Origin of the sequence: Mycobacterium sp. AZCC_0083, assembly GCF_014202335.1 — a bacterium.
Taxonomy (GTDB): Bacteria; Actinomycetota; Actinomycetes; order Mycobacteriales; family Mycobacteriaceae; genus Mycobacterium.
In genome coordinates this window covers 120147-146242 of sequence record NZ_JACHGP010000001.1, presented here as the reverse complement: position 1 = coordinate 146242, position 26096 = coordinate 120147, and the positions used below count along the sequence as shown (strand labels likewise).

Here is a 26096-nt window from a genome sequence, read left to right as displayed (position 1 = left end):
ACGGTGTTCAATTGCCGGCTCGCCGGCGTGTTCAATGCACTGAGGGGGCACCCGTGACACGCGTCGATCTTTCTCCGTTGGCCTGGCTCGGCGACGTCGAGCGCCAGCGCCGCGCCGCCGGTCTTCGGCGTTCCCTGCGGACCAGGCCCGCCGTCGCCGCCGAACTCGACCTGGCGTCCAACGACTATCTCGGCCTGTCCCAGCACCCCGCCGTCATCGAGGGCGGCGTCGACGCACTGCGCACCTGGGGCGCGGGGTCGACGGGGTCGCGCCTGGTCACCGGCAACACCGAACTGCACGAGAACTTCGAGTCGGCGCTTGCCGACTTCGTCGGCGCCGAGTCCGGCCTGGTCTTCTCCTCTGGCTACACCGCGAACCTCGGCGCCGTGGTGGCGTTGTCCGGCGCGGGCTCACTTCTGGTGTCGGACGCGCTGACGCACGCCTCGCTGGTCGACGCCTGCCGGTTGTCGCGGGCCCGCGTCGTCGTCACACCGCACCGCGACGTCGATGCCGTCGACGCCGCACTGAGCGCCCGTGACGAAGCCCGCGCGGTCGTCGTCACCGACTCGGTGTTCAGCGCCGACGGCGTGCTGGCTCCGCTGCGGGCGCTGCACGACGTGTGCCGACGGCACGGCGCGCTGCTCATCGTCGACGAGGCGCACGGCCTCGGGGTGCGGGGTGACGGCGGCCGCGGCCTGCTGCACGAGGTCGGCCTGGCCGGTGCGCCCGACGTGGTGATGGCGACGACGCTGTCGAAGGCCCTCGGCAGCCAGGGCGGCATGGTGCTCGGCCCGGCGGCGGTGCGCGATCACCTGATCGACGCGGCGCGCCCGTTCATCTTCGACACCGGCCTTGCGCCTGCTGCCGTCGGCGCGGCCCTGGCAGCACTCGGCGTACTGATCGCCGAACCAGAGCGGGCGGCCGAGGTGTTGCGGCACGCGGCGACGCTCGCGCGGGTGTGCGGTGTCGACGAGGTGCCCGACTCGGCAGTGGTCTCGGTGATCCTCGGCGCGCCGGAGGTGGCCCTGGCCGCGGCGACCGGTTGTCTCGATCGGGGTGTGCGGGTCGGGTGCTTCCGGCCGCCGAGTGTGCCCGTCGGGACGTCGCGGCTGCGGCTGACCGCCCGTGCCTCCCTCGACGACGACGACCTGGCATTGGCGGGACGGGTGCTGACCGAGGTCCTCGCGGTAGGCCGGAGCCGCCCCGGCGGCGACATCGAACCACGCCAGTGACGGTTCTCGTCGTCACCGGCACCGACACCGGCGTCGGAAAGACCGTCGCCACCGCCGCGCTGGCCTGCCATGCCCGGTTGGCAGGCCTCGACGTCGCGGTGTGCAAGCCGGTGCAGACCGGCGAGATTGACGGCGACGACGACCTCGCCGAGGTGGCGCGACTCGCTGGCGTGAGCGAGCTGGTGTCCGGGTGGCGCTACCCCGAGCCGCTGGCGCCACTGGCTGCCGCGGAGCGAGCGGGAATGGCGCTGCCGACGCGCGCCGAACTCGTCTCGCTCATCCGCGGGATGGATGCACCGGGCAGGCTCACCGTGGTCGAGGGCGCAGGCGGTCTGCTGGTGGAACTCGGCGCGGACGGGGCGACGTTGCGCGAACTCGCCGTGGATCTCGGTGCGGCCGTCCTCGTCGTCGTCGCGCCGGGCCTCGGCACGCTCAACCACACCGCGCTGACGGTGGAATCGCTTGCCACGCAGAATGTTCGGTGCGCCGGTGTGGTCATCGGCAGCTGGCCGACGGATCCTGGCGTCGCCGAGACCTCCAACCGGGAGGCGCTGGACCGGATTGCGAGCGTGCGGGCGGCGCTGCCAGCCGGAGCGGGTTCGCGCAGCGCGGCCGAGTTCGAGTCGATCAGCCGGTCCGCGTTCGACTCGCAGTGGGTCGCGACCCTGGTCGGGTGAGATGGTCCACTCCGTCGAGCTGGTCTTCGACCAGGACACCGAGGCGGCGATCCGACACGTCTGGGCCGACCTGGCGGATGTCGGAATCCGCAGTCAGGCGCCTGCCAGCAGGCCGCATACGACGCTGACCGTCGCCGAGCGCATCGATGCCGAGGTGGACGCCTCGTTGGCCGCGCTTTCGAGCCGGTTCCCGTTCCCGTGCCGGATCGGTGCGCCGTTGCTGTTCGGCCGGTCCATGGCGGTGCTCGCGCGGCTGGTGGTGCCGTCGGCGGAGCTGATGGACCTGCACGCCGAGGTGCACCGGCTGTGCCTGCCCCACCTGTTTCCGGGCCCGATGGCGAACGTCCTTCCCGATCGTTGGACCCCGCACGTGACGATGGCACGACGCGTCGATCCCGACCACGTGGGTCGGGCCCTTCGGATCGTTGGGGAGCCATTGCAGTTGGTCGGCAGTATCGTCGGGCTGCGCCGCTGGGATGGCAACGAAAAGCTGGAGTATCCGATCAGTTGATCTGTGCGGCAACGCTTTTCGGCACGCACATCCGCCAGCCGTCGATGACGAGCTCGCGCAGTTCGTCCAGGTCGATGGCATCCAGTCGCACGTGAATCCAGTTGTATCGCATGTCCGACGGGCGCGGGAGCATGAACTTGTCGGGCTCCGCGGCCACCATCGCCTCCCGTTCCTCCTTGGGGAAGCCGACGCCCATCACCGTCTCGTCGCGCGAGAACGCGACGAAGACGATCTGGCCAACGCGGAACTTGATCTGGTCGCGCACCACGACCTCGTAGGCCCGGGGCAGTGACGTGGTGATGCGCCGCACGTCGTCGACTGTGATCACCCTCGCGACGCTAGTCCAGGTCTCCGACAAACCTGCCGTCACTGAAACGCACCTCTTGCAGGCGCCTACTCGACGTTCTGCGAGGCGTTCACTTCGATGCTGGTGTGGGCCGCGATCCCGTCGACGAGGAGTTTCAGTCCGAAGGCGAACCGCGCGTTGGGGTTTGCCGTCAGCACCGACTGACCGTCGACCAGGGCACCTGCCGCGTCCCACTGCAGCCGGGACTGCTCGTCGGCGGTGAAGCCGAGCACGTAGTACAGCACCGTGCGGGCGGCGAGATCGGCGTGGGACGCGTCGATCCCGCCCTCGGTCGCGGCGTCGGTCAGCTCGGTCAGGATCTCGGTCATCCGCACGGACTTGCCTGCGGCGAAGCTCGCGGACACCAGCTCGGCGCCATCGGTCGATGACAGCAGGGCATCGCGCAAGGCCGTGCCGAGACCGACCACGCGTCGTGACCACGACGCGTCCTCGACGGCGGCCGACGCCGGCAAGAGGATCCGGTCGGCGACGGCGCCGAGCAGTTCCTGCTTGTCGGCGAAGTGCCAGTACAGCGCGCCTGGGCTGACGTTCAGCTCGCGGGCGAGCCTGCGCATGGTCAGATCGGCGATGCCGTAGTCGTCGAGGAGCTGGGTCGCCTTGGCGACCACGTCGTGTCGGTGCAGTTGCACACCTGTATCCTAAACACCGTTCAAGTTCTTATCGCGGGAGGAGTACCCAGTGACGCAGTCGACTGTCGATGACACCGGGATCACCGATGTGTTGGGTCAGGCGCGGGAACAGGTGCTCGAGCGTGGTGAAGGGCTCACCCAGGACCAGATCCTGCAGGTGCTGCAACTGCCCGACGACCAGCTCGATGAGCTGCTGGCGCTGGCCCACGAGGTGCGCATGAAGTGGTGCGGGCCCGAGGTCGAGGTCGAGGGCATCATCAGCCTGAAGACGGGCGGGTGCCCCGAGGACTGCCACTTCTGTTCACAGTCGGGTCTCTTCGCCTCACCGGTGCGCAGCGCATGGCTCGACATCCCGAGCCTGGTGGAGGCGGCCAAGCAGACCGCGAAGTCCGGCGCCACCGAGTTCTGCATCGTGGCTGCGGTGCGTGGCCCCGACGAGCGGCTGCTGGCGCAGGTGGCGGCGGGTATCGAGGCCATCCGCAACGAGGTCGACATCCAGATCGCCTGCTCGCTGGGCATGCTGACGCAAGAGCAGGTAGACCGGCTCGCCGGGATGGGTGTGCACCGCTACAACCACAATCTCGAGACGGCGCGTTCGTTCTTCACCAACGTGGTGACCACCCACACGTGGGAGGAGCGCTGGGAGACGCTGGCCATGGTCCGCGACGCGGGCATGGAGGTGTGCTGCGGCGGCATCCTTGGCATGGGCGAGACGCTGGAGCAGCGCGCCGAGTTCGCGGCCAACCTCGCCGAGCTGAACCCGCACGAGGTGCCGCTGAACTTCCTCAACCCGCGGCCGGGCACACCGTTCGGCGATCTCGAGGTGTTGCCCGCGGCCGAGGCGCTCAAGGCCGTCGCCGCCTTCCGGCTGGCGTTGCCCCGCACCATGCTTCGCTTCGCGGGCGGCCGGGAGATCACGCTCGGCGACCTCGGCGCCAAGCAGGGCATCCTCGGCGGCATCAACGCCGTCATCGTCGGCAATTACCTGACCACGCTGGGACGGCCAGCAGAGGCCGATCTCGAGCTGCTCGACGACCTGCAGATGCCGATCAAGGCGCTCAACGCGACGATCTAGTGATGGCGCCGAAGTTCAACGTCTACACCGGCGAACCCGACGGCGGTCCCGTTCCAGCGGCCGCCCAGCTCGGCCTCGAGCCGCCGCGGTACTGCGCGGAGTGTGGTCGGAGGATGATCGTTCAGGTCCGGCCCGACGGCTGGGAGGCGAAGTGCTCGCGGCACGGCGTGCAGGACTCGAAGGATCTCGAGGAGTATCGATGAGCGTGGTGGAGATGCCGCTCGACGAGGTCAGTCCGTCGCGGGTGTCGCGCCGCACCGCGGTCATCCGCGTGTTCATCGGACTGCTGGTAGCGGGTGTCGTCGTCGGTGCGGTGTGGGCCTGGCTGGCACCGCCGATCCAGGCCGTCGTCGCGTTGACCCGTAGCGGTGACCGGATCCGCGGCTACCTAGGTGATGAGTCCGATCACCTGTTCCTCGGTGCGTTCCTGATGGTGGCCATGCTCGGCGCGGTCGCGGTGGTGGCGGCCACGCTGGCGTGGCAGTGGCGGGCGCACCGTGGCCCAGGCATGGTCGGCGCGCTTGCGGTCGGTGGGATGGCTGCGGCTGGCGCGGCGACGGGTGTCGGCGCGGCGCTGGTGCGGTGGCGTTATGGCGTCATCGACCTCGCTGCCGCTCCGGTGACACCCGAGCACCGCGTGCACTACGTCATCGAGGCGCCCGCGGTGTTCTTCGGGCACACGCCGTTGGAGATCGCGATGACGATCCTGCTGCCCGCCGGGGTGGCAGCGCTCATCTTCGCGCTGTGCGCCCTCGCCACGAAGCGCGACGATCTGGGCGCCTGGCCGCCCATCGTGTCGTTGCGGGCCGTTGATCCGGCGCAGTTCGTCGATCCGACGCCGGTTATTGGTCCAGTGTCGACAGCGGCTGACGGTCCACCCGTCGACCCGTCAGCACCTTCGCGGTGATCAGACCCAACCGCAGCATGCCCGCGTAGGTCGAGGGGTTCAGCAGCGTCGGCCACTTGGTCCGAAGGCGGTGCTCGGAGAGCGGGCGGCCTGCAAAGCGATCCCGCAACCACCGCAACGTCATTGGGGCGGACAGCGGATGCAGCAGCAGGTGCTCGCTGAGCATGTCGCGGTGGTAGGTGACGTCCGCGCCGCCTGCCGAGTACGCGTCGACGAGGGCGTCGATGTCCTCGACCGAGATCAGCTGGTCGTGCACCGCCTGAACGATCAGCACCGGCGGGGTGGGCACCGCGGCGCCCAGCTTGATGTCTTCGAAGACGTGCCGAACTTCTGGGGTATCGAGGATCTGCTCGAGTGGCTGGTCGAGCATGTCGCCGATGTTCTTCCCGGCCATCCTGATGACCGCCTCGGCGGTAGTCATCTGGTGCAGCCGCTTCAGTAGGGCCTTGCCCTCTTCGGTGGCGTGCTCCTGGATGACGCGGTCGAGCTCGGGGTAGATGTCGGCCAGTGCGGCGACCACCAGGGCGGGCAGACCGGACATGAGGGTGCCGTTGAGTCGCCGGAAGGTGTGGCCGAGGTCGCCGACGGGGGAGCCGAGCACCGCGCCGACGATGTTGAGTTCCGGCGCGTAGGTGCCGCTCATCTCGGCGGCCCAGGCACTGGCCAGCCCACCGCCGGAGTAGCCCCAGAGCCCAATCGGCGCGCTCGGTGACAGTCCGAGGCGCTCGGAGCCCAGCGCGGCGCGCAGTCCGTCGAGCACGTGGTAGCCGGGTTCGTAGGGGGCGCCCCACATTCCGAGGCGACCCTCGTGGTCGGGCACGGAGACCGCCCAGCCCTCGGCGACGGCGGCCGCGATCAGCAGGAACTCGAACTGTGCGACGGCGCCGGGCGCCATCGCACGTCGCCGCAGCGCATAGGACGGGAAGCAGCGCGACGTCACGGCGTCGATCGCGCACTGATACGAGATCACGGGGCACACGGCCTCGGGGCCGCGCTCGGCAGGCACGATGACCGTGGTGGCCGCGGCTTCCGACAGGCCGTGCATGTCGGTGGTCCGATAGAGCAACTGGGTGGCCTTGATGCGTTGCGGGATCAACCCGAGAAAGGCGAGCTCGACGTCGCGGCTGCGCAGGACCGTGCCGGGACTGGCATGCTGAAAGCCGGCGGGCGGGTCGTAGAACGGATCATCGGCTGGTAGCTGCGGGCGGACTCCACGTTGGAAGTCTTCGTGTGGTGGCTGCCCGATCCATTCGGCGCCAGTTGCCGGAGCCGCGCTGCCCAAGTCCATCCGCGCAGTATTCCTTAAGGACGTATTAAGAAGCCAGCCGACTCACCCAGGCGGACGCAGGGCGGCGAACTCGTCGGTGACCCGGTACTGCGACTCGGTGAAGCGGTACTGCGCGGCGGGTCTGCCACCGGCCCGACCCGACTTGGCCGTCGTTCCGGTCGGGGTGATCACTCCGCGCCTGACCAGCACACGTTGCAGGTTGGTGGCGTCGACCTGGTAGCCGAGCGCGGCTCCGTACACGTCGCGGAGGGTGGAAAGCACGAATTCCCTTGGTGCCAGCGCGAATCCGATGTTCGTGTAGGACAGCTTGGCGACCAGGCGGGTATGGGCGTTGGTGATCATCGTCTTGTGGTCGAACGCCATGGGCGGCAGCGCGCTGACCGGATGCCAGCGGGTGTCCGATGGCAGTTCCGGGGTGGCGGGAGAGGGCACCAGGCCGAGGAATGTCGACGCGATGGTGCGGACGCCCGGCACCCGAGTGGGATCGGAGAACACCGCGAGCTGCTCGAGGTGAGTCAACTCACGCAGGTCGACCTTCTCGGCGAGTTGACGCCGGACTGAACTCACCATGTCCTCGTCGTGACGCAGCTGGCCGCCGGGCAGCGACCACGTGCCTCGCTGTGGATCCATCGCTCGTTCCCACAGCAGCACGCTGAGCTGCGGGTTTCGCGTCGCCAGGTGTCGAACCTGGAAGACGACGGCGAGCACTTCGTGGGCAGTGCTACCATTGGGCATGTTTTCGATCATAAGTCGAAAACCCCGTCAGGATCAAAGGAGATGGCCATGACGGTATTGGACCTCACCGCGGAGTCCCGGGGCGGCTGGACCGCTCAGATCACGAACGGCCCCGGCGGATACGGCGGCGTCATTGCCGACGAGGAGTGGGCCGACGAGGTCCGCAAGCTCGCCAAGCAGCACAATGCGACGTTGCTCGCGCACAACTACCAGCTGCCGGCCATCCAGGACATCGCCGATCACGTCGGTGACTCGCTCGCCCTCTCGCGGATAGCTGCCGAGGCGCCCGAGGAAACCATCGTGTTCTGCGGCGTGCACTTCATGGCCGAGACCGCCAAGATCCTGAGCCCCGAGAAGACGGTCCTGATCCCCGACCAGCGAGCGGGCTGCTCGCTGGCCGACTCGATCACCGCCGACGACTTGCGGGCGTGGAAGGACGAGTTCCCCGACGCCGTCGTCGTGTCCTACGTCAACACCACGGCAGCGGTGAAGGCACTCACCGACATCTGCTGCACGTCGTCCAACGCGGTCGAGGTCGTGGCCTCCATCCCCGAGGACCGCGAGGTGCTGTTCTGCCCCGACCAGTTCCTCGGTGCGCACGTCCGCCGGGTCACCGGGCGCAAGAACGTCCACGTGTGGGCCGGCGAATGCCACGTGCACGCCGGGATCAACGGCGACGAACTCGCCGACCAGGCCCGCGCACACCCCGACGCCGAGCTCTTCGTGCATCCCGAATGTGGTTGCGCCACTTCGGCTCTGTACCTGGCAGGCGAGGGCGCGGTTCCCGACGACCGGGTGAAGATTCTGTCGACGGGCGGCATGCTCGACGCCGCACGGCAGACCAAGGCGCGCGAAGTCCTGGTTGCCACCGAGATCGGCATGCTGCACCAGTTGCGCCGTGCCGCACCAGAAGTCGACTTCCGCGCCGTCAACGACCGGGCGTCGTGCAAGTTCATGAAGATGATCACGCCCGCCGCACTGCTGCGCTGCCTCGTCGAAGGCGCCGACGAAGTGCACGTCGACTTGGATGTTGCAGCAGCGGCTCGTCTTAGCGTGCAGCGGATGATCGAGATCGGCCAGCCCGGCGGCGCAGAATGATTCCGGCGCTGGGGGTCCCCCCGCTTGCGGGGGAGAGCGAAGCGACCCGGGGAATTACTTCGGCGGGCATCGCCTGCGGCCGGCACACGACGTGGCAACTGCGCGCCGACGTCGTCGTGATCGGCACGGGGGTCGCGGGTCTGGTCGCTGCGCTCGCCGCACACCGCAGGGGCCGGCGGGTCATCGTGCTGAGCAAGGCCTCGGAAAAGGAAGGGGCGACCACTACCTATTACGCGCAGGGCGGGATCGCGGTGGTCCTGCCGCGCACCGACGACAGCATCGAAGCGCACGTCGCCGACACCCTGGCCGCTGGCGCGGGGCTGTGCGACCCCGAGGCGGTGACGTCGGTCGTCGCCGACGGTTACGACGCGGTGGCCGAACTGGTCAGTGACGGAGCGCGTTTCGACGAATCGGCACCCGGCGAGTGGTCACTGACCCGCGAGGGCGGCCACTCCCGGCGCCGGATCATCCACGCCGGCGGCGACGCTACCGGGGCGGAGGTGCAGCGGGCGCTGGACCGCGCCGCAGCGACGCTGGACATCCGGCGCAATCACGTTGCGCTGCAGGTGCTGCACCGTGACGGGGCGGTGACCGGGGTGCTGGTGCGCAACGACGACGGACTCGGCATCGTGCACGCCCCATCGGTGATCCTGGCGACCGGCGGCCTCGGCCACCTGTACTCCGCGACCACCAACCCGGAGGGCTCCACCGGCGACGGCATCGCGCTGGCGCTGTGGGCAGGCGTCGCGGTGAGCGATGTCGAGTTCATCCAGTTCCACCCCACGATGCTCTTCAACGGGGAGGCAGGCGGAAGGCGTCCGCTGATCACCGAGGCGATCCGCGGCGAGGGCGCGACCCTCGTCGACGCGCACGGCGATTCGGTTACCGCGGGCGTTCACCCGATGGGTGACCTCGCGCCTCGCGACGTGGTGGCCGCGGCGATCGACGCACGGCTGACCCAAACCGGCGACCCCTGCGTCTATCTCGACGCGCGGGCCATCGCCGGCTTCACCAAGCGCTTTCCGACCGTGACCGCGGCCTGCCTGGCTGCGGGCATCGATCCGACCCGGCAACTGATTCCGGTCGTGCCCGGTGCGCATTACAGCTGCGGTGGCGTCGTCACCGACGTGCACGGGCGGACCGAGTTGTCCGGACTGTTCGCGGCAGGCGAGGTGGCGCGCACCGGCATGCATGGCGCCAACCGCCTGGCGTCCAACAGCCTGCTCGAAGGCCTCGTGGTGGGTCGCCGCGCGGGTGTGGCCGCAGCCGGGCACGCCGTGGCCGCGGGACCGTCGCACGGAGGTGAACCCGATCCCTGCGACCGGGTTGCGTTGGCCCGCAATGACTTACAACGCGCGATGAGTAGCCACGCATCGGTGGTGCGCGATGCCGACGGGCTCCGCAGCCTCGCCGACCTGCTAGCCGAAGCGCCCGTGCTGGCGCAGCGAAACCGCACGACGCTTGAGGACGCGGCACTGACGGCGACGGCGGGAGCGGTGGTCGCCGCCGCGCTGGAGCGCACCGAGTCCCGCGGCTGCCATCACCGGTCCGACTACCCGGACACCGATCCTGCGATGGCGGTCAGCACCGTCGCCCGTCCCGCGGTGGTGTGCGGCTGATGGCTCTTTCCGACGAGGTACTGATCGAGGCCAAGGGGACGATCGCACGCGCGCTCGACGAGGACCTGCGGTTCGGCCCCGACGTGACCACGCTGGCCACCGTGCCCGCCGACGCGACCACGACGGCGGCGATGGTCACCCGCGAGCCCGGTGTGGCCGCAGGGGTGGACGTGGCATTGCTGGTGCTCGACGAGGTCCTCGGCGCCGACGGCTACCGCGTCATCGGACGCGTCGAGGACGGTGCCCGCCTCGATGCCGGCGACGCCCTGTTGACGGTGGAAGCCGACACCCGCGGGCTATTTACGGCCGAGCGGACGATGCTCAACCTGGTGTGTCACCTGAGTGGCATCGCGACGGCCACCGCCGCGTGGGTCGCCGCAGTGGAGGGCACCAATGCCAAGATCCGCGACACCCGCAAGACGCTGCCCGGTCTGCGGGTGCTGCAGAAGTACGCGGTACGCGTGGGTGGCGGGGTGAATCACCGGATGGGTCTCGGTGATGCCGCGTTGATCAAGGACAACCACGTCGCCGCAGCGGGTGGAGTGCTCGAGGCGCTGCGCGCGGTGCGGGCCGCCGCGCCCGGCCTGCCCTGCGAGGTCGAGGTCGATTCGCTGGAGCAACTCGACGCGGTCCTTGGCGAGAACCTGGGCGAACGGCCGCTCATTCTGCTGGACAACTTTCCGGTGTGGCAGACCCAGATCGCGGTGCAGCGCCGCGATTCGCGGTCGCCGGACGCCTTGCTGGAATCCTCTGGTGGCCTGTCGCTGGACACCGCCGCCGAGTACGCGGGCACCGGTGTCGACTTCCTGGCCGTCGGTGCGCTGACCCACTCGGTGCGGGTGCTCGACGTCGGCCTGGACGTCTAGGGCGATTCTCGCGAGCGCGAGCAAACGATTTCCTCGTCCGCCACAGCAGGCGAGGTGGCAGGATCAGCCCATGTCTTCGAGCGATTCCTCTTCAAGCCGTCATGCCGGTGATTCGCGGGCGGCGAGCCTGCTGCCGATCGTGGCCGTGATCCTCGCTCTGGTCGCAGTCGGGCTTGCCGCGTGGGCCGCGTTCCGGCCCGCCAAGGAGCCAGCAGCGCCGACCTACACGGCGGCTCAGCAATCCGACGCCAAGGCGAAGATCTGCGCGGCAGCCGACGTGGTGCGCAGGGGTGTTTCGCTCAACACCAACCTGCCCATTCCTGGCGGCGAGGGTGACGTCACCGGGTCTCTCGCGGTGGCCGCCAACGCCAGGTTGTCGCTTTCGAACGGCGGGCAGTACCTCTTGGCCCGGTTGGATCCGGCGACCCCATCCGACCTGGCTGACCCGGTCCGCGAGTTCGCCAACGAGCTGCTGGACATCGGGGCCGGCTCGATCGTGGGCTTGCAGAATTCCGATCCGGCCCAGGCGGCACGTCTGAAGGCAGCCGACGCCGCCAACGTCAAGATCGCCGAAGCCTGCAAATAGCAACCTTAGTTTCGCGCGTTCAGCAGAGTGCGCGCGCCGACCTTGGCGGCGTCCAGCGCTGACCGATCGCCCGCGATGCGCGACAGGATCAGCGCCCCTTCGATGAGCGCGATCACCGCCTGTGCGGTCTGCCCGGCTTCGTCGTCGGACCAGCCGTCCCTGATCAGCCGGTCGGCGACGGCGGTGCACCAGCCTGCGAACGCCCCTGCCGCTGCGGCGCGCACCGGCGCGCTGGCGTGCACGGATTCGGTGGCGATGGGTTCGATCGGGCAGCCGTCACGGGGGTCGCCGTCCAGGCCGGCGATCAGGATGTCGATCCACGACGCGACGATGTCGGCGGCCGGACGTTCGGAGGCGAGGACCGAGCGCAGCAGTCGCGTGATGTCGCCGCCGGCACGGTCGACCACGGCCGCCGCGAGTTCGGCCTTGCCGTCCGGGAAGTGGTGGTAGAGCGAGCCTGCCTTGACGTCGGCGGACGCCAGGATCTGGTTGATGCCGGTCGCCGCGTAGCCCTGTCGGCGGAACAGGGTCGCCGCGCTCTCGATGAGCGCGACGCGGCTGCGATCGGGGCGGGGCACGTCTTGACAATACTAGAAAGATCACTCAACAATACTTGAACGCTCTCTAAAGAAGGGTCGCCACCATGCGGCAGTTGATGTTCGAAGCTCCCGGCGAGTACGCGTGGCGCGAGGTACCCGACCTGGAGATCTCGACGCCCAAGCAGGCGCTGGTCCGACCGGTGGCGGTGGCCTGCTGCGATCTCGACGTCGCGGTCTCGGAGGGGCTACTGCCGATGGCGCCCGGCCACGCCGTCGGGCACGAGGGGGTGGGCGAGGTGGTCGCCGTTGGCGACGACGTCACGTCGGTGAAGGTCGGGGACCGGGTCATCGTGCCGTTCCAGATCAACTGCGGAACATGCTCGGCCTGTCGGCGTGGCGTGACGGGCTCCTGCGCGTCGCTGCCGTTGATGGCGATGTACGGGATGGCGCCCATCGCCGGGCTCGACGGCGGCGGTTTCCTCGCCGATCTGGTGTCGGTGCCCTACGCCGACTCGATGCTGATCCCGCTTCCCGGCGGCGTCGACCCCGTGACGGTGGCTTCGCTGTCCGACAACATTCCCGACGGCTGGCGCACCGTCGGGCCGTACCAGTCGGAGCTGGCGGGCCTCGATCCCGGCGAGCGAAGGGTGTTGATCGTTGGGCGGCGTTCGATCGGCCTCTACGCTGCGGCATTCGCCTCGGCGATGGGTGCGCGCGTCGACTACGTCGACACCGATTCACAGCGCCTGGCCGCGGCCGAGAAACTCGGGGCGACCGTCCACGACCGACCGAAACCCGATCGGTCGTGGGAGCCGTACCCCGTCACGGTGCACACCTCGGCAGAGCCGGAGCTGCTGACCGCGACGCTGCGCGCCACCTGGCCCGATGGCGTCAGCACCGACACCGGCCTCTTCGTCCAACCGGTCGAGCTGCCGCTGCTCGCGATGTACACCAGGGGAGTGCGGTTCGTCACCGGCAGGGTGAACGCCCGCACCGTCATTCCCGGCATCCTCGAATCAATCAGCGCGGGTTGCGATCTCGCGCCTGCCGTGGACCGGGTGGTGCCGTGGGACGACGCGGCCGAGGTCTGGCCGACCATGACGAGCAAGACGGTGTTCACCCGCGACTAACACGTAGCGTGGTGCGGTGAACCCGATCAGCCACCTCATCGAACGCGTACTCGAGGCATCGCCGCCGATCACCCGCGACGTCGTCGTCCAGCGCGATCTTCGGGTACCGATGCCGGACGGGACAGTGCTGCTGGCCGACAGGTGGGCGCCGCGCGCCAGGGACGCGTCGTCGTCCACCACGTTGCCCACCGCCTTGTATCGATCGCCGTACGGCGCATCAGGGTGCAAGTCTCCAGCGGCGCGTTTCCGCGCTACGCGCGTAACCCCGGCACCGGCGAATCGCACGCAACGGCAACCGTTCTCCGCCCCGCCGATCAGACGGTCTACCACGACGCCTCGCGCCCGTCGGCGGTGATCCTGCCGACGCTGGCCTAGACCGTCGCGGCGCGACGCACCAGCGACAGGACCAACGCGGCCGTCCCGAACAGTCCGGAGAAGACGCGGTTGACCACCGTCTGCCGTCGCGGCGTGTGCATCCAGCGCAACAGTCGCACGGACAACCCGGTGTACAGCCCCATCACCACCATGTCGACGGCCACCATCGTCGCGCCGATCGCCAGATACTGCGGGAGCAGCGGCGCGGTCGGCACCACGAACTGCGGCAACACCGCCAGGAAGAACACCAGACCCTTCGGGTTGGTGGCGTTGACCAAGAATCCACGAGCGACCAACGCGGTGCGGCCACCGTTGGTCGAGGTGTCCATTTGCTCGCGAAGGTCCCTGGTCGCCGTCCGCCATTGCCGCACCGCGAGATACAGCAGGTATGCCACCCCGACCCACTTGATGACGTTGAACACGACGATCGAACCGGTGACGATGGCGCCCAATCCCACGGCGACGAGGGTCAGCTGCAGCATCAGCCCGATCTCGAGGCCGAGGATGCTCCAATAGCCGCGGCGCACGCCGTGGCTCAGGCCGGTCGCCATCGACTGGATCGCACCAGCACCAGGGGATAGGGCGATCAGAATCGCCGCTCCGACGAACGCCAGCCACACGGTCCACTCCACGTCATGAAGTGTCGCAGGCGGTGGCGCGTGCGCTCAACCGGATATGACTCAGCTCGATATGTCGGCGACGAACGTGCCCTGCCGCTTGGCGAGCATCTGCGGAATCCGGGGCAACGTGGGGTCGACGGTGCCTGCGGGCAGCACACGCGGATTCACCAGGTGGAGGTCCTTGCGGGCCACGTGGATGTCGGCCTCACCGGCGGCCAGCACGTTCTTGACCCAGTTGGTCTTGCCGTGCATCAGCCCGATCGCCACCAGGCCGTCCTTGCGGTAGGCGGTGACGATCGTCTCGAACTCCTTGCCCGACGTGCGGCCTCGGTGCTTGATCACGGCGAATCCTGGCGCCCGCTTCGACAGCGGGCGCAGCAGTGGGTTGACGTACTTGATCTGGAAACGCTCGAGCCACACCGGCATCAGCATGGGCGCGCCGGGCGCGTTGTTGGGGTGGTCTTCTCGTGACGTTGACGGTGACATGACGGCTCCCGTATTCGATTTGTGCTGCTCTGGGACAATAGCCCTGTGATTACCTCGTCGCCTGGTTCGGACGTCACCGCGGGGGCGGCTCCGAAGATGACCCGCATCGACCTGCGGGGCGAGGCGCTGTCCGCGGCGCGGCTGCGTGCGGTCCTGCCGCGTGGTGGCGTTGACGTCGACAGCGTCCTGCCGAAGGTCAAGCCGATCGTGGACGCCGTCGTCGAGCGCGGCGCCGTCGCGGCCCTCGAATACGGCGAATCGTTCGATCGGGTGCGCCCCGAAACCGTGCGGGTGCCCGTCGAACGCCTGGCCGAGGCGCTCGCCGACCTCGAGCCCGCAGTGCGGGTGGCCCTCGAAGTGGCGATCGAGCGCAGCCGCGCCGTGCACGCCGACCAACGGCGCACCGACACCACCACCACGCTGGCGCCCGGCGCCACGGTCACCGAACGCTGGGTGCCCGTCGAACGCGTGGGTCTCTACGTGCCCGGCGGCAACGCCGTCTACCCGTCGAGCGTCGTGATGAACGTCGTGCCCGCACAGACGGCAGGGGTGGAGTCGCTGGTGATCGCCAGCCCGCCGCAGGCCGACTTCGCTGGACTGCCGCACCCGACCATCCTGGCCGCGGCGGCGCTGTTGGGCGTCGACGAGGTGTGGGCCGTCGGCGGCGCGCAGGGTGTGGCGCTGCTGGCCTACGGCGGCACCGACACCGACGGAGCCGAGCTCGCTCCCGTCGACATGATCACCGGACCCGGCAACATCTACGTCACCGCCGCGAAGCGCATCTGCCGTTCCCAGGTGGGCATCGACGCCGAGGCGGGTCCCACCGAGATCGCGATCCTGGCCGACCACTCCGCCGATCCGGCGCACGTCGCCGCCGACCTGATCAGTCAGGCCGAGCATGACGAGATGGCCGCCAGCGTGCTCGTCACCACCAGTGAGCGCGTGGCCGACGCCACCGACGCCGAGGTCGCCAAGCAGCTGCTGACCACCGTGCATCGTGAGCGGGTGACTGCGGCGCTGACCGGACGCCAGTCGGCGATCGTGCTCGTCGACGACGTCGATGCCGGCGTCAGGACCGTCAACGCGTACGCCGCAGAACACCTCGAGATCCAGACGGTCGACGCGCCTGCCGTGGCGAATCGGATCCGTTCGGCCGGTGCGATCTTCGTCGGGGCCTGGTCCCCGGTCAGCCTCGGTGACTACTGCGCGGGCAGCAATCACGTGCTGCCCACCGCCGGGTGTGCCCGCCACTCCGGCGGGTTGTCGGTGCAGACGTTCCTGCGCGGCATCCACGTCGTGGACTACACCGAGGCGGCACTCAAGGACGTGTCCGGCTACGTGATCACCCTGGCGCAGGCGGAGAACCTGCCTGCGCACGGTGAAGCGGTCCGCCGTAGGTTCGAATCGTGACCGCTCGCAGGATCTCTCTGGAAGACCTGCCACTGCGGGACAACCTGCGCGGCAAGTCGCCCTACGGTGCACCCCAGCTCTCGGTTCCGGTGCGGCTCAACACGAACGAGAATCCGCACCCGCCGACCCAGGCGCTCATCGACGACGTCACCGCGTCGGTCCGCGACGCCGCATCCGATCTGCACCGCTACCCCGACCGCGACGCGGTGGCACTGCGGGCCGATCTCGCCGCCTACCTGAGCGTTCAGGTCGGCGTGCCGGTTGGCACCGAGAACGTCTGGGCGGCAAACGGTTCCAACGAGATCCTGCAGCAGTTGCTGCAGGCGTTCGGCGGCCCCGGCCGCACTGCCATCGGGTTCGTGCCGTCCTATTCGATGCACCCGATCATCTCCGACGGCACCCAGACCGAGTGGGTGGAAGGCAAGCGCGCAAGCGACTTCGGCCTCGACGTCGACGCCGCCGTGGCTGCGGTCGCCGAGCGCAGGCCCGACGTGGTGTTCGTCGCCAGCCCGAACAACCCGTCGGGGCAGAGCGTTTCGCTCGAGGAGCTGGGCGCGGTGCTCGACGTCGCGCCGGGCATCGTGATACTCGACGAGGCGTACGGCGAGTTCTCGTCACAACCCAGCGCGGTGCGGCTGCTCGCCGAGTACCCCGCCAAGCTCATCGTGACGAGGACCATGAGCAAGGCCTTCGCGTTCGCGGGCGGCCGGCTCGGGTACCTCGTCGCCGACCCCGCCGTCATCGACGCGATGCTGTTGGTGCGGTTGCCCTACCACCTCTCCTCGGTCACCCAGGCCGCGGCGCGGGCCGCCCTTCGCCATGCCGATGACACCCTCGGCAGCGTCGCCACGCTGATCGCCGAACGCAACCGGGTGTCGGAGGCGCTGGCGGGCATGGGGTTTCGCGTCATCCCCAGCGACGCCAACTTCATCCTGTTCGGCGAGTTCACCGACGCGCCCGCAACCTGGCAGCGCTACCTCGAAGCGGGTGTGCTGATCCGCGACGTCGGCGTGCCTCGGTACCTGCGCGCCACCACGGGCCTGGCCGACGAGAACGACGTCCTGCTCGATGCCAGCGCTCGCCTCGCCGCCACCGAACTCGCCACAGTCCCAAGTAGTGCAAGAGGAGCATCGTGACCCGCCGCGCCCGCGTCGAACGCAAGACCAAGGAATCCGACATCGTCGTCGAACTCGATCTGGACGGCACCGGCCAGGTCGACATCAGCACCGGCGTGCCGTTCTTCGACCACATGCTGACGGCGCTTGGCAGCCACGCGAGCTTCGACCTGACCGTGCACGCCAAGGGTGACGTCGAGATCGAGGCACACCACACCGTGGAGGACACCGCGATCGTGCTTGGCCAGGCGCTGGGTCAGGCGCTCGGCGACAAGAAGGGCATCCGCCGCTTCGGCGATGCGTTCATCCCCATGGACGAGACGTTGGCGCATGCCTCCGTCGACGTGTCGGGACGGCCCTACTGTGTGCATACCGGCGAGCCGGATCACATGCTGCACAGCACGATTGCGGGCAGCGCGGTGCCGTACCACACCGTGATCAACAGGCACGTCTTCGAGTCGCTTGCGATGAACGCGCGGATCGGGCTGCACGTGCGCACCCTGTACGGCCGCGACCCACACCACATCACCGAGGCCCAGTACAAGGCGGTCGCGCGCGCTCTGCGCCAGGCCGTCGAGCCCGATCCCCGGGTTACCGGGGTGCCGTCCACCAAAGGCACGCTGTGACAGTGAAGTCCGTGGTGGTCCTCGATTACGGGTCGGGCAACCTACGGTCGGCGCAGCGTGCGCTGGAACGGGTCGGGGCGACGGTCGAGGTCACCTCGGATCCCGCCGCGGCGGCGAACGCCGATGGTCTGGTGGTGCCAGGGGTTGGCGCCTACGAGGCGTGCATGAAGGGTCTGCGGGGTGTCGGCGGTGAGAAGATCGTCGCCGACCGGCTGGCGGCGGGAAGGCCCGTACTCGGCATCTGTGTAGGCATGCAGATCCTGTTCGCCCGCGGCGTCGAGTTCGGGGTGGAGACGCAGGGTTGCGCGCAGTGGCCCGGGTCCGTCGTGCGACTCGATGCGCCGGTGATTCCGCACATGGGTTGGAACGTCGTGGCCGCCGCACCGGGGAGTGCGCTGTTCAAGGGGCTGGACGCCGACACCCGGTTCTACTTCGTGCACTCCTACGCCGCGCAGCAGTGGGAGGGCGATCCCGACGCCCTGCTCACCTGGGCGACGCACCACGTACCGTTCCTGGCGGCCGTCGAGGACGGTGCGTTGTCCGCCACGCAGTTTCATCCGGAGAAGAGCGGTGACGCCGGCGCGGCGCTGCTGAGCAATTGGGTCGAGGGGCTCTAGTGACCAACGTTCCACTGATACTTCTGCCAGCCGTCGACGTCGTCGAAGGCAAGGCCGTACGCCTCGTACAGGGTGTGGCTGGCAGCGAAACCGACTACGGCTCAGCGTTGGACGCCGCATTGGGCTGGCAGACCGACGGCGCCGAGTGGATCCACCTGGTCGACCTCGACGCAGCCTTCGGTCGCGGGACCAACCTCGAATTGCTGGCCGAGGTGATCGGAAGGCTCGACGTCAGCGTCGAACTATCCGGCGGCATCCGTGACGACAACACCCTGTCGGCGGCGCTGGCCACCGGTTGCGCGCGGGTCAACCTGGGCACGGCCGCGCTGGAGAATCCACAGTGGTGTCGCCGCGTGATCGCCGAGCACGGCGAGAAGGTCGCCGTGGGACTCGACGTCAAGATCGTTGACGGTGAGCACCAGCTGCGCGGCCGCGGCTGGGAGACCGATGGTGGCGACCTGTGGCCCGTGCTGGACCGGCTCAACGGCGAAGGGTGTTCGCGCTACGTCGTCACCGACGTGACCAAGGACGGCACGTTGAACGGCCCCAATCTGGAGCTGCTCACGCGCGTCGCCGAACACACCGCTGCTCCCATCATCGCCTCGGGCGGAGTGTCCAGCATCGAGGACCTTCAGGCCATCGCCACCCTTGCTGGGCATGGCGTGGAGGGCGCGATCGTGGGCAAGGCCCTCTACGCCGGTCGGTTTACGCTGCCGCAGGCGCTTGCAGCGGTCAGTCGGTAGATCGCGATGGCGCTGGACGAATCCGACCTAGACGCGCTGGTCGCCACCGCCTCGGCGATCCTCGACGAGGCCGCCAAGCCGTTCATTACCGGACACCGCGCCGAGTCGGCGGTCGCCAAGAAGGGCAACGACTTCGCCACCGAGGTCGACCTGGCGATCGAGCGGCAGGTCGTCGCCGCGCTCGAAGAGGCCACCGGGATCGGCGTGCACGGTGAGGAATTCGGCGGCGCCCCGATCGACTCACATCTGGTGTGGGTGCTCGATCCGATCGACGGCACGTTCAACTACGCCGCGGGGCTGCCGACCGCGGCCATCCTGCTGGGTCTGCTGCGCGACGGCGAGCCGGTGGCAGGCCTGACCTGGCTGCCGTTCACCGATCAGCGATACACCGCGGCGATGGGAGGGCCGCTCTACGTCAACGGCGTGGAGCAGCCACCCCTGAAGGACGCCGAGCTCTGCGACTCCATCGTGGGCATCGGCACGTTCAACATCGACTCGCGCGGCGAGTTCCCCGGCCGCTACCGGCTCTCCACGCTGGAACGGTTGAGCCGCAAGTGTTCTCGTATGAGGATGCACGGTGCCACCGGCGTCGACATGGCCTATGCCGCAGGTGGAGTGCTCGGTGGCGCGATCAGCTTCGGTCACCACATCTGGGACCACGCGGCAGGCGTTGCACTGGTCAGGGCGGCAGGCGGCATCGTGACCGACCTCGCAGGCGAGCCGTGGACCCCGTCGTCACGCTCGGCGCTCGCGGGCGTGCCGAACGTGCACGCCGAGATCTTGGAGATCGTCACGGCGGTCGGAGCGCCGGAGGACTACCGGTGAACCACCACGAGGGTGTCGCAGTCCGCGTGATTCCCTGCCTGGACGTCGACGACGGCCGGGTGGTCAAGGGGGTCAACTTCGAGAATCTGCGTGACGCAGGCGATCCGGTCGAACTCGCCGCGGTCTACGACGCCGAGGGCGCCGACGAGCTGACGTTCCTCGACGTCACCGCATCGTCGTCGGGCCGGGCCACCATGCTCGACGTGGTGCGCCGCACCGCCGAACAGGTCTTCATCCCGCTCACCGTCGGTGGCGGCGTGCGGTCGATCGCCGACGTGGACACCCTGCTGCGGGCCGGTGCGGACAAGGTGTCGGTGAACACCGCCGCCATCGCCCGTCCGGAGCTGCTGGACGAGTTGTCGCGTCAGTTCGGCTCGCAGTGCATCGTGCTCTCCGTCGACGCCAGGACTGTTCCCGCGGGCTCGGCGCCGACGCCGTCGGGCTGGGAGGTCACCACCCACGGCGGCCGTCGCGGCACGGGCATCGACGCCGTCGAATGGGCAACCCGCGGAGCTGAATTGGGCGTCGGCGAGATCCTGCTGAACTCGATGGACGCCGACGGCACCAAGGCGGGATTCGACCTCGACATGCTGCGGGCGGTTCGCGCGGCGGTCACCGTCCCCGTCATCGCCAGCGGCGGTGCAGGCGTGGTGGGTCATTTCGCGCCAGCGGTCGAGGCGGGTGCCGATGCGGTGCTGGCCGCCAGCGTGTTCCACTTCGGCGAACTCACCATCGGCGAGGTCAAGGCGGCGATGGCCGCGGAAGGGATCGTGGTGCGGTGATGAGCGCTTCCGCGAAGAACGAACGATCGTGACTCTGGACCCAAGCATCGCGGCCAGGCTGAAGCGCGATCCGAACGGCTTGTTCGTCGCGGTGGCACAGGACCGCACCAGCGGTCAGGTGCTGATGGTGGCGTGGATGGACGACGAGGCGCTGGCCCGCACGCTGGAAACCCGCAAGGGCACCTACTTCTCGCGCTCCCGCAACCAGTACTGGGTCAAGGGCGAGACGTCGGGACACACGCAGCACGTGCACTCGGTACGTCTCGACTGCGACGGCGACACCGTGCTTCTCGAAGTGGACCAGGTGGGAGCCGCCTGCCACACCGGCGACCGCACCTGTTTCGACGCGGACCAGTTGCTCGCGCCAGAAAGCTAGTGTTGCGCACATCCGTGGCTAAATTCTGGTACCCGTACTGTCACAGTCCGGTCGATAGGTCTGCGACGTCGGAAATCTGGCGCTGAGCGCATCGGTCAGCACGTCGATCGTCGCGAGTTCGGTTTCCTTTGCCCGAATGATCCGGTGCAGACGCTTGATGCCGTATAGATCGGCCTTCTGCTCGCGCTTTGCCAGTGAAGCGCGGTGGTGGGCCAACTCGTCGTCGGCTCTTGCTCGCAGGTCATCGAGCATGCTCTGGTAGTACTCGGCCTGCTGCAGATCAGCATGAACGCCTTCGGAGTCCCAGTCGATCTCGTCTACGTGGCGGGGCGTCAGCATCCGCACACGTTAGGCAGCCGACATTGCGCCAAGGCTGCCCGGGATTCACCGGCTTGTCACGTTCAGTTCACTCGGTTGCAGACCGTGTTGTGAGCTGCAGGGCGGGCGGCGGCCCTGCAGCACTCGTGGCGGTGGTCGCCGTCCGACCAGCGGGCACCGTCGGTAGGACTAGACGTCGATGCGGGTCGCCTTGGCTCGCGCCGTCCACCGGCCCTCGTCGTAACCGACCTGAACGGGGTGGGCGAACGCCGCCGTGACGTTGTCGGTGGTGACGACTTCACGGGCAGGCCCGGAGGCGACGGTGCGACCCTCGGCAATGAGGAGCGCATGCGTCGTGGTGGTCGGGAGTTCCTCGAGGTGATGGGTGACCAGAATCGATGCCACGTCGGGGTGGGTGTCGTCGAGCGAGTCCATCGTCTCGAGCAACTGCTCGCGCGCTGCCACGTCCAGCCCGGTGGTCGGCTCGTCGAGCAGCAGCAGCCGCGGCTCCGAAACCAGTGCTCTGGCAATGAGACTGCGGCCGCGTTCGCCCTGCGACAGCGTCGGCCAGTGGGCGTCGGCCTTGTGCGGGAGTCCGACCGACTCGATCATCGCGTCGGCGCGGTCCAGCTCGCCCTGGCTGGGTGTCCAGCGCATCGGGATGTCGATCGTCGCGGTGATTCCGGTCAGTACGACCTCGCGCACCGTGAGCGAATACTGAAGCCGGTGGCGGGGATTCACGTGCCCGATGGAGTGGCGCAGGCGGGCCAGGTCGACGCGTCCCATCTGCTCGCCGAGCACCCTGACGGTGCCCGACGACGGAAAGGTCACGGCGGCACAGAAACCCAGCAGGGTGCTCTTGCCCGCCCCGTTGGGGCCGAGCAGCGCCCAGTGTTCGCCCGCGTTGACGGTCAGCGAGATGCCGTCGATGATTTGCTTACCGTCCCTGCGGAACGTCACGTCCGCCAGTTCCAGCACGGTGGTCACGATGCCTCCTACGCCGACTGACGTTGGCGCAGCACCTCCAACGCCTTGTCGGCGTGGGTGTCCATGCTGAACTCGCTGGCGATGACCTCGAGCACCGTGCGATCGGTGTCGATGACGAACGTGGTGCGCTTGACGGGCATCAGCTTGCCGAGCAGTCCACGCTTGACCCCGAACTGGGTCGCGACGACGCCCTCGGTGTCGGACAGCAGCGGATAGTCGAACTTTTGCATGTCGGCGAACTTGGCCTGCTTGGCGACGGCATCGGCGCTGATCCCGACGCGGCCGGTGCCGACGGCGGCGAACTCGCCGGCGAGGTCGCGGAAGTGGCAGGCCTCCTTGGTGCATCCGGGAGTCATGGCCGCCGGATAGAAGAACAGCACGATCGGTCCGTCTGCGAGAAGGCTCGTCAGGCTCCGCACGGTGCCTGTCTGGTCGGGCAGTTCGAACTCGGCTACCTGGTCGCCACGCTTCATTGGAGTCACGCTACGCCGGTAGCCAAAGAGCGGTCTGGGAGGATTGCCCCGTGCAAGTACGTTCCGCCGACCTCGCCATCACCACCTCGCGTGAGGACTTCCAGGCGCTGGCCGCCGAGCATCGCGTGGTGCCGGTGACTCGCAAGGTGCTCGCCGACAGCGAGACACCGCTGTCGGCCTACCGCAAGCTGGCCGCCAACCGACCCGGCACGTTCCTGCTGGAGTCCGCGGAGAACGGCCGGTCGTGGTCGCGATGGTCGTTCATCGGGGCGGGGGCGCCCTCGGCGCTGACGGTTCGGGACGGCGAGGCGGTCTGGTTGGGCGTCACGCCGCAGGACGCGCCAAGCGGCGGGGACCCGCTGCAGGCGCTGCGCGCCACGCTGGACCTGCTGGAGACCGCGGCGTTGCCCGGCCTGCCGCCGCTGTCCAGTGGTCTGGTCGGGTTCTTCGCCTACGACATGGTGCGGCGCCTGGAGCGGCTGCCCGAGCTGGCCCTCGACGACCTCCAACTGCCCGACATGCTGCTGCTGTTGGCCACCGACGTCGCTGCCGTCGACCATCACGAGGGCACCATCACGCTGATCGCCAACGCGGTGAACTGGAACGGCACCGACGAGCGGGTGGACTGGGCCTACGACGACGCCGTCGGCCGCCTCGACGTCATGACGGCCGCGCTCGGCGAACCGCTCGGATCCACGGTCGCCACCTTCGGCCGCCCCCAGCCGGTGCACCGGCAGCAGCGCACCGTCGAGGAGTACACCGCGATCGTCGACAAGCTGGTCGGCGACATCGAGGCGGGGGAGGCGTTCCAGGTGGTGCCTTCTCAGCGGTTTGAAATGACGACCCCCGCTGATCCACTTGATGTCTATCGGATGCTGCGGGTGACCAATCCCAGCCCCTACATGTATCTGCTCAACGTGCCGAATGCCGCTGGCGAACTTGACTTCTCGATCGTCGGGTCCAGCCCGGAGGCGTTGGTGACCGTGCAGGACGGCAAGGCCACCACGCATCCGATCGCCGGGACGCGCTGGCGCGGTGCAACCGAGGAGGAGGACGTGCTGCTCGAAAAGGAGCTGCTGTCCGACGACAAGGAACGCGCCGAGCATCTGATGCTGGTCGACCTCGGCCGCAACGACCTTGGCCGGGTCTGCGTGCCCGGCACGGTGCGGGTGGAGGACTACAGCCACATCGAGCGCTACAGCCACGTCATGCATCTGGTCTCGACGGTGACCGGGCACCTGGCCGAGGGCATGACGGCACTCGACGCCGTCACCGCCTGCTTCCCGGCGGGCACCCTTTCGGGGGCGCCGAAGGTGCGGGCGATGGAGCTCATCGAGGAAGTCGAGAAGACGCGGCGCGGCCTCTACGGCGGGGTACTCGGCTACCTCGACTTCGCAGGCAACGCCGACTTCGCGATCGCAATCCGCACCGCGCTGATGCGCAACGGCACGGCCTACGTGCAGGCCGGCGGCGGCGTAGTGGCCGACTCCAATGGCCCCTACGAGTACAACGAGGCCGCCAACAAGGCCCGCGCGGTGCTCAACGCCATCGCCGCCGCCGAAACGCTGAAGGGGCCATGACACGCATCGCCCAGCTGCTGCTGGTGCTCGCCGCGCTCGCGCTGTGGGTCGGTTCGCGGATGACGTGGGTCGTGGTGTCGTCCTCCGACGGCCTTGGTCAGCCGAAGACCGCGACGTTGTCGGGTGCGGCCTGGTCGACGGCGCTGGTGCCGCTGGCGCTGCTCGTGCTGGCCGCCGCCATCGCCGCGCTGGCGGTGCGCGGCTGGCCGCTGCGCCTGCTAGCGATGCTCGTCGCCGCTGCCAGCGCAGGCATGGGGTACCTGGGCATCGGGTTGTGGGTGATTCGCGACGTCGCGGTGCGTGCGGCCGACCTGGCGCAGGTGCCCGTCGTCGCGCTGGTCGGCACGCAGCGGCAGCACTGGGGCGCCGTGCTCACCCTGGTCGCCGCGGCGCTGACGTTGGCCGGTGCGGTGCTGCTGTTGCGGGCGGCCGCGGCGCCGAAATCGGACGCCGGGAAGTACGTCGCACCAGCGGCGAGGCGTGCTGCGGCGCAGCGGGACGAAAACGGCGACGGAATGTCGGAACGGATGATCTGGGATGCCCTCGACGAGGGCCGTGACCCGACGTCCACGGACAACGAGGGTCGGTGACAAGGGGTGCGGTGCACGCGACTACCCTTCGATGCAGACAATCCGGGATCGCCCGGACGCCCAGGTACGGCTCGGAAGGACATCCACGGCTCATGAGTTCGGCCACCGTCCTCGACTCCATCATCGAGGGAGTCCGTGCCGACGTCGCCGTCCGCGAGGCTGCCGTGAGCTTGGACGAGGTCAAGGCGAAGGCCAAGGACGCAGCCGCGCCGCTGGACGTACTTGCCGCGCTCAAGGAACCCGGCATCGGTGTCATCGCTGAGGTCAAGCGGGCCAGCCCTTCGCGGGGTGAGCTGGCGACGATCTCCGATCCGGCGAAGCTGGCCCGTGCCTACCAGGACGGCGGCGCCCGGGTGATCAGCGTGCTCACCGAACAGCGCCGCTTCAACGGATCGCTCGACGACCTCGACGCCGTCCGCGCCGCCGTGTCGATTCCGGTGCTGCGCAAGGACTTCATCGTCGGGCCCTACCAGATCCACGAGGCGCGGGCGCACGGCGCCGACATGCTGTTGCTCATCGTCGCCGCACTCGAGCAATCGGCTTTGGTGTCCATGATCGATCGCACCGAGTCGCTGGGTATGACCGCGCTCGTCGAGGTGCACACCGAGGAAGAGGCCGACCGCGCCCTGCAGGCCGGTGCGCGTGTGATCGGCGTCAACGCAAGGGATCTCAAGACTTTGAACGTGGATCGCGACTGCTTCGCACGGATTGCTCCCGGGCTGCCGTCCAACGTCATCCGGATTGCCGAGTCCGGTATCCGGGGCACCGCCGATCTGCTCGCCTACGCGGGTGCGGGTGCTGACGCCGTGCTCGTCGGTGAGGGCTTGGTCACCAGCGGCGATCCGCGCAGTGCCGTTGCCGACCTGGTCACCGCAGGCACGCATCCGTCCTGCCCGAAACCCTCCCGCTGAGAT

33 protein-coding genes are annotated in these 26096 nt (G+C 68.8%); 23 read left to right on the top strand and 10 right to left on the bottom strand.

Features of this window, described 5'->3' with window-relative positions; all coding sequences use genetic code 11:
- Window positions 1–53: 53 nt before the first annotated feature.
- Genes HNP02_RS00710 through HNP02_RS00700 form a run of 3 tightly spaced genes read left to right on the top strand, consistent with a single transcriptional unit; the run spans window position 54 to window position 2420 of the window.
- Window positions 54–1232, top strand: coding sequence for an 8-amino-7-oxononanoate synthase (locus HNP02_RS00710; RefSeq protein ID WP_184433078.1), 1179 nt, complete (start codon window positions 54–56; stop codon window positions 1230–1232).
- A complete protein-coding gene (gene bioD / locus HNP02_RS00705; protein WP_184433076.1) occupies window positions 1229–1909 on the top strand; it encodes a dethiobiotin synthase in 681 nt (226 codons plus the stop codon). The genes HNP02_RS00710 and bioD overlap by 4 nt, the downstream gene beginning before the upstream one ends.
- A 1-nt stretch (window position 1910) precedes the next feature.
- Window positions 1911–2420 carry a 2'-5' RNA ligase family protein gene (locus HNP02_RS00700; protein ID WP_184433074.1) on the top strand — a complete coding sequence of 170 codons (510 nt, stop codon included), beginning with the start codon at window positions 1911–1913 and terminating at the stop codon, window positions 2418–2420.
- On the opposite strand, the gene HNP02_RS00695 is transcribed toward HNP02_RS00700, so the two are convergent.
- Both HNP02_RS00695 and HNP02_RS00690 read right to left on the bottom strand, forming a co-directional pair.
- On the bottom strand, window positions 2413–2748 hold the full coding sequence (locus HNP02_RS00695) for an MmcQ/YjbR family DNA-binding protein (protein ID WP_184433072.1): 336 nt from the start codon (window positions 2746–2748) through the stop codon (window positions 2413–2415). The two genes, HNP02_RS00700 and HNP02_RS00695, sit on opposite strands and share 8 nt — an antisense overlap.
- A gap of 65 nt (window positions 2749–2813) precedes the next feature.
- Window positions 2814–3416 carry a TetR family transcriptional regulator gene (locus HNP02_RS00690; protein WP_184433069.1) on the bottom strand — a complete coding sequence of 201 codons (603 nt, stop codon included), beginning with the start codon at window positions 3414–3416 and terminating at the stop codon, window positions 2814–2816.
- Between the two features lie 79 nt (window positions 3417–3495).
- Here HNP02_RS00690 and bioB point away from each other — a divergent pair, with 79 nt between their 5' ends.
- The 3 genes from bioB to HNP02_RS00675 are packed head-to-tail and all read left to right on the top strand — an operon-like array spanning window position 3496 to window position 5398.
- Window positions 3496–4491, top strand: coding sequence for a biotin synthase BioB (gene bioB, locus HNP02_RS00685; RefSeq protein ID WP_184434849.1), 996 nt, complete (start codon window positions 3496–3498; stop codon window positions 4489–4491).
- 2 nt (window positions 4492–4493) lie between these two features.
- Window positions 4494–4694: a hypothetical protein gene (locus HNP02_RS00680; protein WP_184433066.1), complete on the top strand. Its 201-nt coding sequence runs from the start codon at window positions 4494–4496 to the stop codon at window positions 4692–4694.
- A complete protein-coding gene (locus tag HNP02_RS00675; protein WP_255506083.1) occupies window positions 4691–5398 on the top strand; it encodes a DUF2567 domain-containing protein in 708 nt (235 codons plus the stop codon). The genes HNP02_RS00680 and HNP02_RS00675 overlap by 4 nt, the downstream gene beginning before the upstream one ends.
- On the opposite strand, the gene HNP02_RS00670 is transcribed toward HNP02_RS00675, so the two are convergent.
- Window positions 5334–6686, bottom strand: a complete 1353-nt coding sequence (locus HNP02_RS00670) for a lipase family protein (protein ID WP_184433063.1) — start codon at window positions 6684–6686, stop codon at window positions 5334–5336. The genes HNP02_RS00675 and HNP02_RS00670 overlap by 65 nt on opposite strands.
- 42 nt (window positions 6687–6728) lie before the next feature.
- Window positions 6729–7421: an NUDIX domain-containing protein gene (locus HNP02_RS00665; RefSeq protein ID WP_184433060.1), complete on the bottom strand. Its 693-nt coding sequence runs from the start codon at window positions 7419–7421 to the stop codon at window positions 6729–6731.
- Between the two features lie 48 nt (window positions 7422–7469).
- On the opposite strand from HNP02_RS00665, the gene nadA reads away from it, so the two are divergent.
- The 4 genes from nadA to HNP02_RS00645 all read left to right on the top strand — a co-directional run bounded on the left by nadA (window position 7470) and on the right by HNP02_RS00645 (window position 11590).
- Window positions 7470–8519 (top strand): quinolinate synthase NadA, encoded by a 1050-nt coding sequence (nadA, locus tag HNP02_RS00660; protein WP_184433057.1) that lies wholly within the window; start codon window positions 7470–7472, stop codon window positions 8517–8519.
- Window positions 8516–10138, top strand: coding sequence for an L-aspartate oxidase (locus HNP02_RS00655; protein ID WP_184433054.1), 1623 nt, complete (start codon window positions 8516–8518; stop codon window positions 10136–10138). Before nadA ends, HNP02_RS00655 begins: the two co-directional genes overlap by 4 nt.
- Complete coding sequence (gene nadC / locus HNP02_RS00650; protein WP_184433051.1) at window positions 10138–11004, top strand: carboxylating nicotinate-nucleotide diphosphorylase; 867 nt, start codon at window positions 10138–10140, stop codon at window positions 11002–11004. Before HNP02_RS00655 ends, nadC begins: the two co-directional genes overlap by 1 nt.
- A gap of 70 nt (window positions 11005–11074) precedes the next feature.
- Window positions 11075–11590: a hypothetical protein gene (locus HNP02_RS00645; protein WP_184433049.1), complete on the top strand. Its 516-nt coding sequence runs from the start codon at window positions 11075–11077 to the stop codon at window positions 11588–11590.
- A gap of 5 nt (window positions 11591–11595) precedes the next feature.
- On the opposite strand, the gene HNP02_RS00640 is transcribed toward HNP02_RS00645, so the two are convergent.
- Window positions 11596–12168: a TetR/AcrR family transcriptional regulator gene (locus HNP02_RS00640; protein WP_184433046.1), complete on the bottom strand. Its 573-nt coding sequence runs from the start codon at window positions 12166–12168 to the stop codon at window positions 11596–11598.
- 65 nt (window positions 12169–12233) lie between these two features.
- On the opposite strand from HNP02_RS00640, the gene HNP02_RS00635 reads away from it, so the two are divergent.
- Both HNP02_RS00635 and HNP02_RS00630 read left to right on the top strand, forming a co-directional pair.
- Entirely contained in the window at window positions 12234–13259 is a 1026-nt protein-coding gene (locus tag HNP02_RS00635; RefSeq protein ID WP_184433043.1) for a zinc-binding dehydrogenase, read from the top strand.
- A gap of 222 nt (window positions 13260–13481) precedes the next feature.
- Window positions 13482–13634 (top strand): hypothetical protein, encoded by a 153-nt coding sequence (locus tag HNP02_RS00630; RefSeq protein ID WP_184435113.1) that lies wholly within the window; start codon window positions 13482–13484, stop codon window positions 13632–13634.
- On the opposite strand, the gene HNP02_RS00625 is transcribed toward HNP02_RS00630, so the two are convergent.
- Together HNP02_RS00625 and HNP02_RS00620 are read right to left on the bottom strand one after the other, a co-directional pair.
- Window positions 13631–14266, bottom strand: a complete 636-nt coding sequence (locus tag HNP02_RS00625; protein WP_184433040.1) for a LysE family transporter — start codon at window positions 14264–14266, stop codon at window positions 13631–13633. The two genes, HNP02_RS00630 and HNP02_RS00625, sit on opposite strands and share 4 nt — an antisense overlap.
- A gap of 48 nt (window positions 14267–14314) precedes the next feature.
- Window positions 14315–14740, bottom strand: coding sequence for a nitroreductase family deazaflavin-dependent oxidoreductase (locus tag HNP02_RS00620; RefSeq protein WP_184433037.1), 426 nt, complete (start codon window positions 14738–14740; stop codon window positions 14315–14317).
- A 96-nt stretch (window positions 14741–14836) separates the two neighbouring features.
- Between HNP02_RS00620 and hisD the strand changes: the two genes are divergently transcribed.
- The 8 genes from hisD to hisI are packed head-to-tail and all read left to right on the top strand — an operon-like array spanning window position 14837 to window position 21234.
- Window positions 14837–16150, top strand: coding sequence for a histidinol dehydrogenase (gene hisD / locus HNP02_RS00615; RefSeq protein WP_184434843.1), 1314 nt, complete (start codon window positions 14837–14839; stop codon window positions 16148–16150).
- Entirely contained in the window at window positions 16147–17286 is a 1140-nt protein-coding gene (locus HNP02_RS00610) for a histidinol-phosphate transaminase (protein ID WP_375373625.1), read from the top strand. The genes hisD and HNP02_RS00610 overlap by 4 nt, the downstream gene beginning before the upstream one ends.
- Window positions 17283–17891: an imidazoleglycerol-phosphate dehydratase HisB gene (gene hisB, locus HNP02_RS00605; RefSeq protein WP_375373624.1), complete on the top strand. Its 609-nt coding sequence runs from the start codon at window positions 17283–17285 to the stop codon at window positions 17889–17891. The genes HNP02_RS00610 and hisB overlap by 4 nt, the downstream gene beginning before the upstream one ends.
- Window positions 17888–18508 (top strand): imidazole glycerol phosphate synthase subunit HisH, encoded by a 621-nt coding sequence (gene hisH / locus HNP02_RS00600; protein WP_184433022.1) that lies wholly within the window; start codon window positions 17888–17890, stop codon window positions 18506–18508. The genes hisB and hisH overlap by 4 nt, the downstream gene beginning before the upstream one ends.
- On the top strand, window positions 18508–19251 hold the full coding sequence (gene priA, locus HNP02_RS00595) for a bifunctional 1-(5-phosphoribosyl)-5-((5-phosphoribosylamino)methylideneamino)imidazole-4-carboxamide isomerase/phosphoribosylanthranilate isomerase PriA (protein ID WP_184433019.1): 744 nt from the start codon (window positions 18508–18510) through the stop codon (window positions 19249–19251). Before hisH ends, priA begins: the two co-directional genes overlap by 1 nt.
- A 6-nt stretch (window positions 19252–19257) precedes the next feature.
- Entirely contained in the window at window positions 19258–20076 is an 819-nt protein-coding gene (locus HNP02_RS00590; protein ID WP_184433016.1) for an inositol monophosphatase, read from the top strand.
- Complete coding sequence (gene hisF / locus HNP02_RS00585; RefSeq protein ID WP_184433012.1) at window positions 20073–20858, top strand: imidazole glycerol phosphate synthase subunit HisF; 786 nt, start codon at window positions 20073–20075, stop codon at window positions 20856–20858. The genes HNP02_RS00590 and hisF overlap by 4 nt, the downstream gene beginning before the upstream one ends.
- 28 nt (window positions 20859–20886) lie before the next feature.
- Window positions 20887–21234 (top strand): phosphoribosyl-AMP cyclohydrolase, encoded by a 348-nt coding sequence (hisI, locus tag HNP02_RS00580; protein WP_184433009.1) that lies wholly within the window; start codon window positions 20887–20889, stop codon window positions 21232–21234.
- An 18-nt stretch (window positions 21235–21252) separates the two neighbouring features.
- Here hisI and HNP02_RS00575 read toward each other — a convergent pair whose 3' ends face one another.
- The 3 genes from HNP02_RS00575 to HNP02_RS00565 all read right to left on the bottom strand — a co-directional run bounded on the left by HNP02_RS00575 (window position 21253) and on the right by HNP02_RS00565 (window position 23012).
- Window positions 21253–21573 carry a hypothetical protein gene (locus tag HNP02_RS00575; protein ID WP_184433006.1) on the bottom strand — a complete coding sequence of 107 codons (321 nt, stop codon included), beginning with the start codon at window positions 21571–21573 and terminating at the stop codon, window positions 21253–21255.
- Between the two features lie 168 nt (window positions 21574–21741).
- Window positions 21742–22539 carry an ABC transporter ATP-binding protein gene (locus HNP02_RS00570; RefSeq protein ID WP_184433003.1) on the bottom strand — a complete coding sequence of 266 codons (798 nt, stop codon included), beginning with the start codon at window positions 22537–22539 and terminating at the stop codon, window positions 21742–21744.
- An 8-nt stretch (window positions 22540–22547) separates the two neighbouring features.
- Window positions 22548–23012, bottom strand: a complete 465-nt coding sequence (locus HNP02_RS00565) for a peroxiredoxin (RefSeq protein ID WP_184433000.1) — start codon at window positions 23010–23012, stop codon at window positions 22548–22550.
- Window positions 23013–23062: 50 nt separating this feature from the next.
- Here HNP02_RS00565 and HNP02_RS00560 point away from each other — a divergent pair, with 50 nt between their 5' ends.
- The 3 genes from HNP02_RS00560 to trpC all read left to right on the top strand — a co-directional run bounded on the left by HNP02_RS00560 (window position 23063) and on the right by trpC (window position 26093).
- Window positions 23063–24592: an anthranilate synthase component I gene (locus HNP02_RS00560; protein WP_184432997.1), complete on the top strand. Its 1530-nt coding sequence runs from the start codon at window positions 23063–23065 to the stop codon at window positions 24590–24592.
- On the top strand, window positions 24589–25182 hold the full coding sequence (locus HNP02_RS00555) for a TIGR02234 family membrane protein (RefSeq protein ID WP_184432994.1): 594 nt from the start codon (window positions 24589–24591) through the stop codon (window positions 25180–25182). Before HNP02_RS00560 ends, HNP02_RS00555 begins: the two co-directional genes overlap by 4 nt.
- A 92-nt stretch (window positions 25183–25274) precedes the next feature.
- On the top strand, window positions 25275–26093 hold the full coding sequence (gene trpC / locus HNP02_RS00550) for an indole-3-glycerol phosphate synthase TrpC (protein WP_184432991.1): 819 nt from the start codon (window positions 25275–25277) through the stop codon (window positions 26091–26093).
- The last annotated feature ends 3 nt before the right edge of the window (window positions 26094–26096 follow it).

Excerpts from the sequence above, each read along its gene's own strand:
- HNP02_RS00680 (WP_184433066.1), top strand. The coding sequence starts at position 4,494 with ATGGCGCCGAAGTTCAACGTCTACACCGGCGAACCCGACGGCGGTCCC.
- trpC (WP_184432991.1), top strand. The coding sequence starts at position 25,275 with ATGAGTTCGGCCACCGTCCTCGACTCCATCATCGAGGGAGTCCGTGCC.
- nadA (WP_184433057.1), top strand. The coding sequence starts at position 7,470 with ATGACGGTATTGGACCTCACCGCGGAGTCCCGGGGCGGCTGGACCGCT.
- hisD (WP_184434843.1), top strand. The coding sequence starts at position 14,837 with ATGACCCGCATCGACCTGCGGGGCGAGGCGCTGTCCGCGGCGCGGCTG.
- HNP02_RS00655 (WP_184433054.1), top strand. The coding sequence starts at position 8,516 with ATGATTCCGGCGCTGGGGGTCCCCCCGCTTGCGGGGGAGAGCGAAGCG.
- HNP02_RS00620 (WP_184433037.1), bottom strand. The coding sequence starts at position 14,740 with ATGTCACCGTCAACGTCACGAGAAGACCACCCCAACAACGCGCCCGGC.
- HNP02_RS00565 (WP_184433000.1), bottom strand. The coding sequence starts at position 23,012 with ATGAAGCGTGGCGACCAGGTAGCCGAGTTCGAACTGCCCGACCAGACA.
- HNP02_RS00555 (WP_184432994.1), top strand. The coding sequence starts at position 24,589 with ATGACACGCATCGCCCAGCTGCTGCTGGTGCTCGCCGCGCTCGCGCTG.
- HNP02_RS00700 (WP_184433074.1), top strand. The coding sequence starts at position 1,911 with ATGGTCCACTCCGTCGAGCTGGTCTTCGACCAGGACACCGAGGCGGCG.
- HNP02_RS00675 (WP_255506083.1), top strand. The coding sequence starts at position 4,691 with ATGAGCGTGGTGGAGATGCCGCTCGACGAGGTCAGTCCGTCGCGGGTG.
- HNP02_RS00645 (WP_184433049.1), top strand. The coding sequence starts at position 11,075 with ATGTCTTCGAGCGATTCCTCTTCAAGCCGTCATGCCGGTGATTCGCGG.
- HNP02_RS00635 (WP_184433043.1), top strand. The coding sequence starts at position 12,234 with ATGCGGCAGTTGATGTTCGAAGCTCCCGGCGAGTACGCGTGGCGCGAG.
- nadC (WP_184433051.1), top strand. The coding sequence starts at position 10,138 with ATGGCTCTTTCCGACGAGGTACTGATCGAGGCCAAGGGGACGATCGCA.
- HNP02_RS00670 (WP_184433063.1), bottom strand. The coding sequence starts at position 6,686 with ATGGACTTGGGCAGCGCGGCTCCGGCAACTGGCGCCGAATGGATCGGG.
- HNP02_RS00665 (WP_184433060.1), bottom strand. The coding sequence starts at position 7,421 with ATGCCCAATGGTAGCACTGCCCACGAAGTGCTCGCCGTCGTCTTCCAG.
- HNP02_RS00575 (WP_184433006.1), bottom strand. The coding sequence starts at position 21,573 with ATGCTGACGCCCCGCCACGTAGACGAGATCGACTGGGACTCCGAAGGC.
- HNP02_RS00590 (WP_184433016.1), top strand. The coding sequence starts at position 19,258 with ATGGCGCTGGACGAATCCGACCTAGACGCGCTGGTCGCCACCGCCTCG.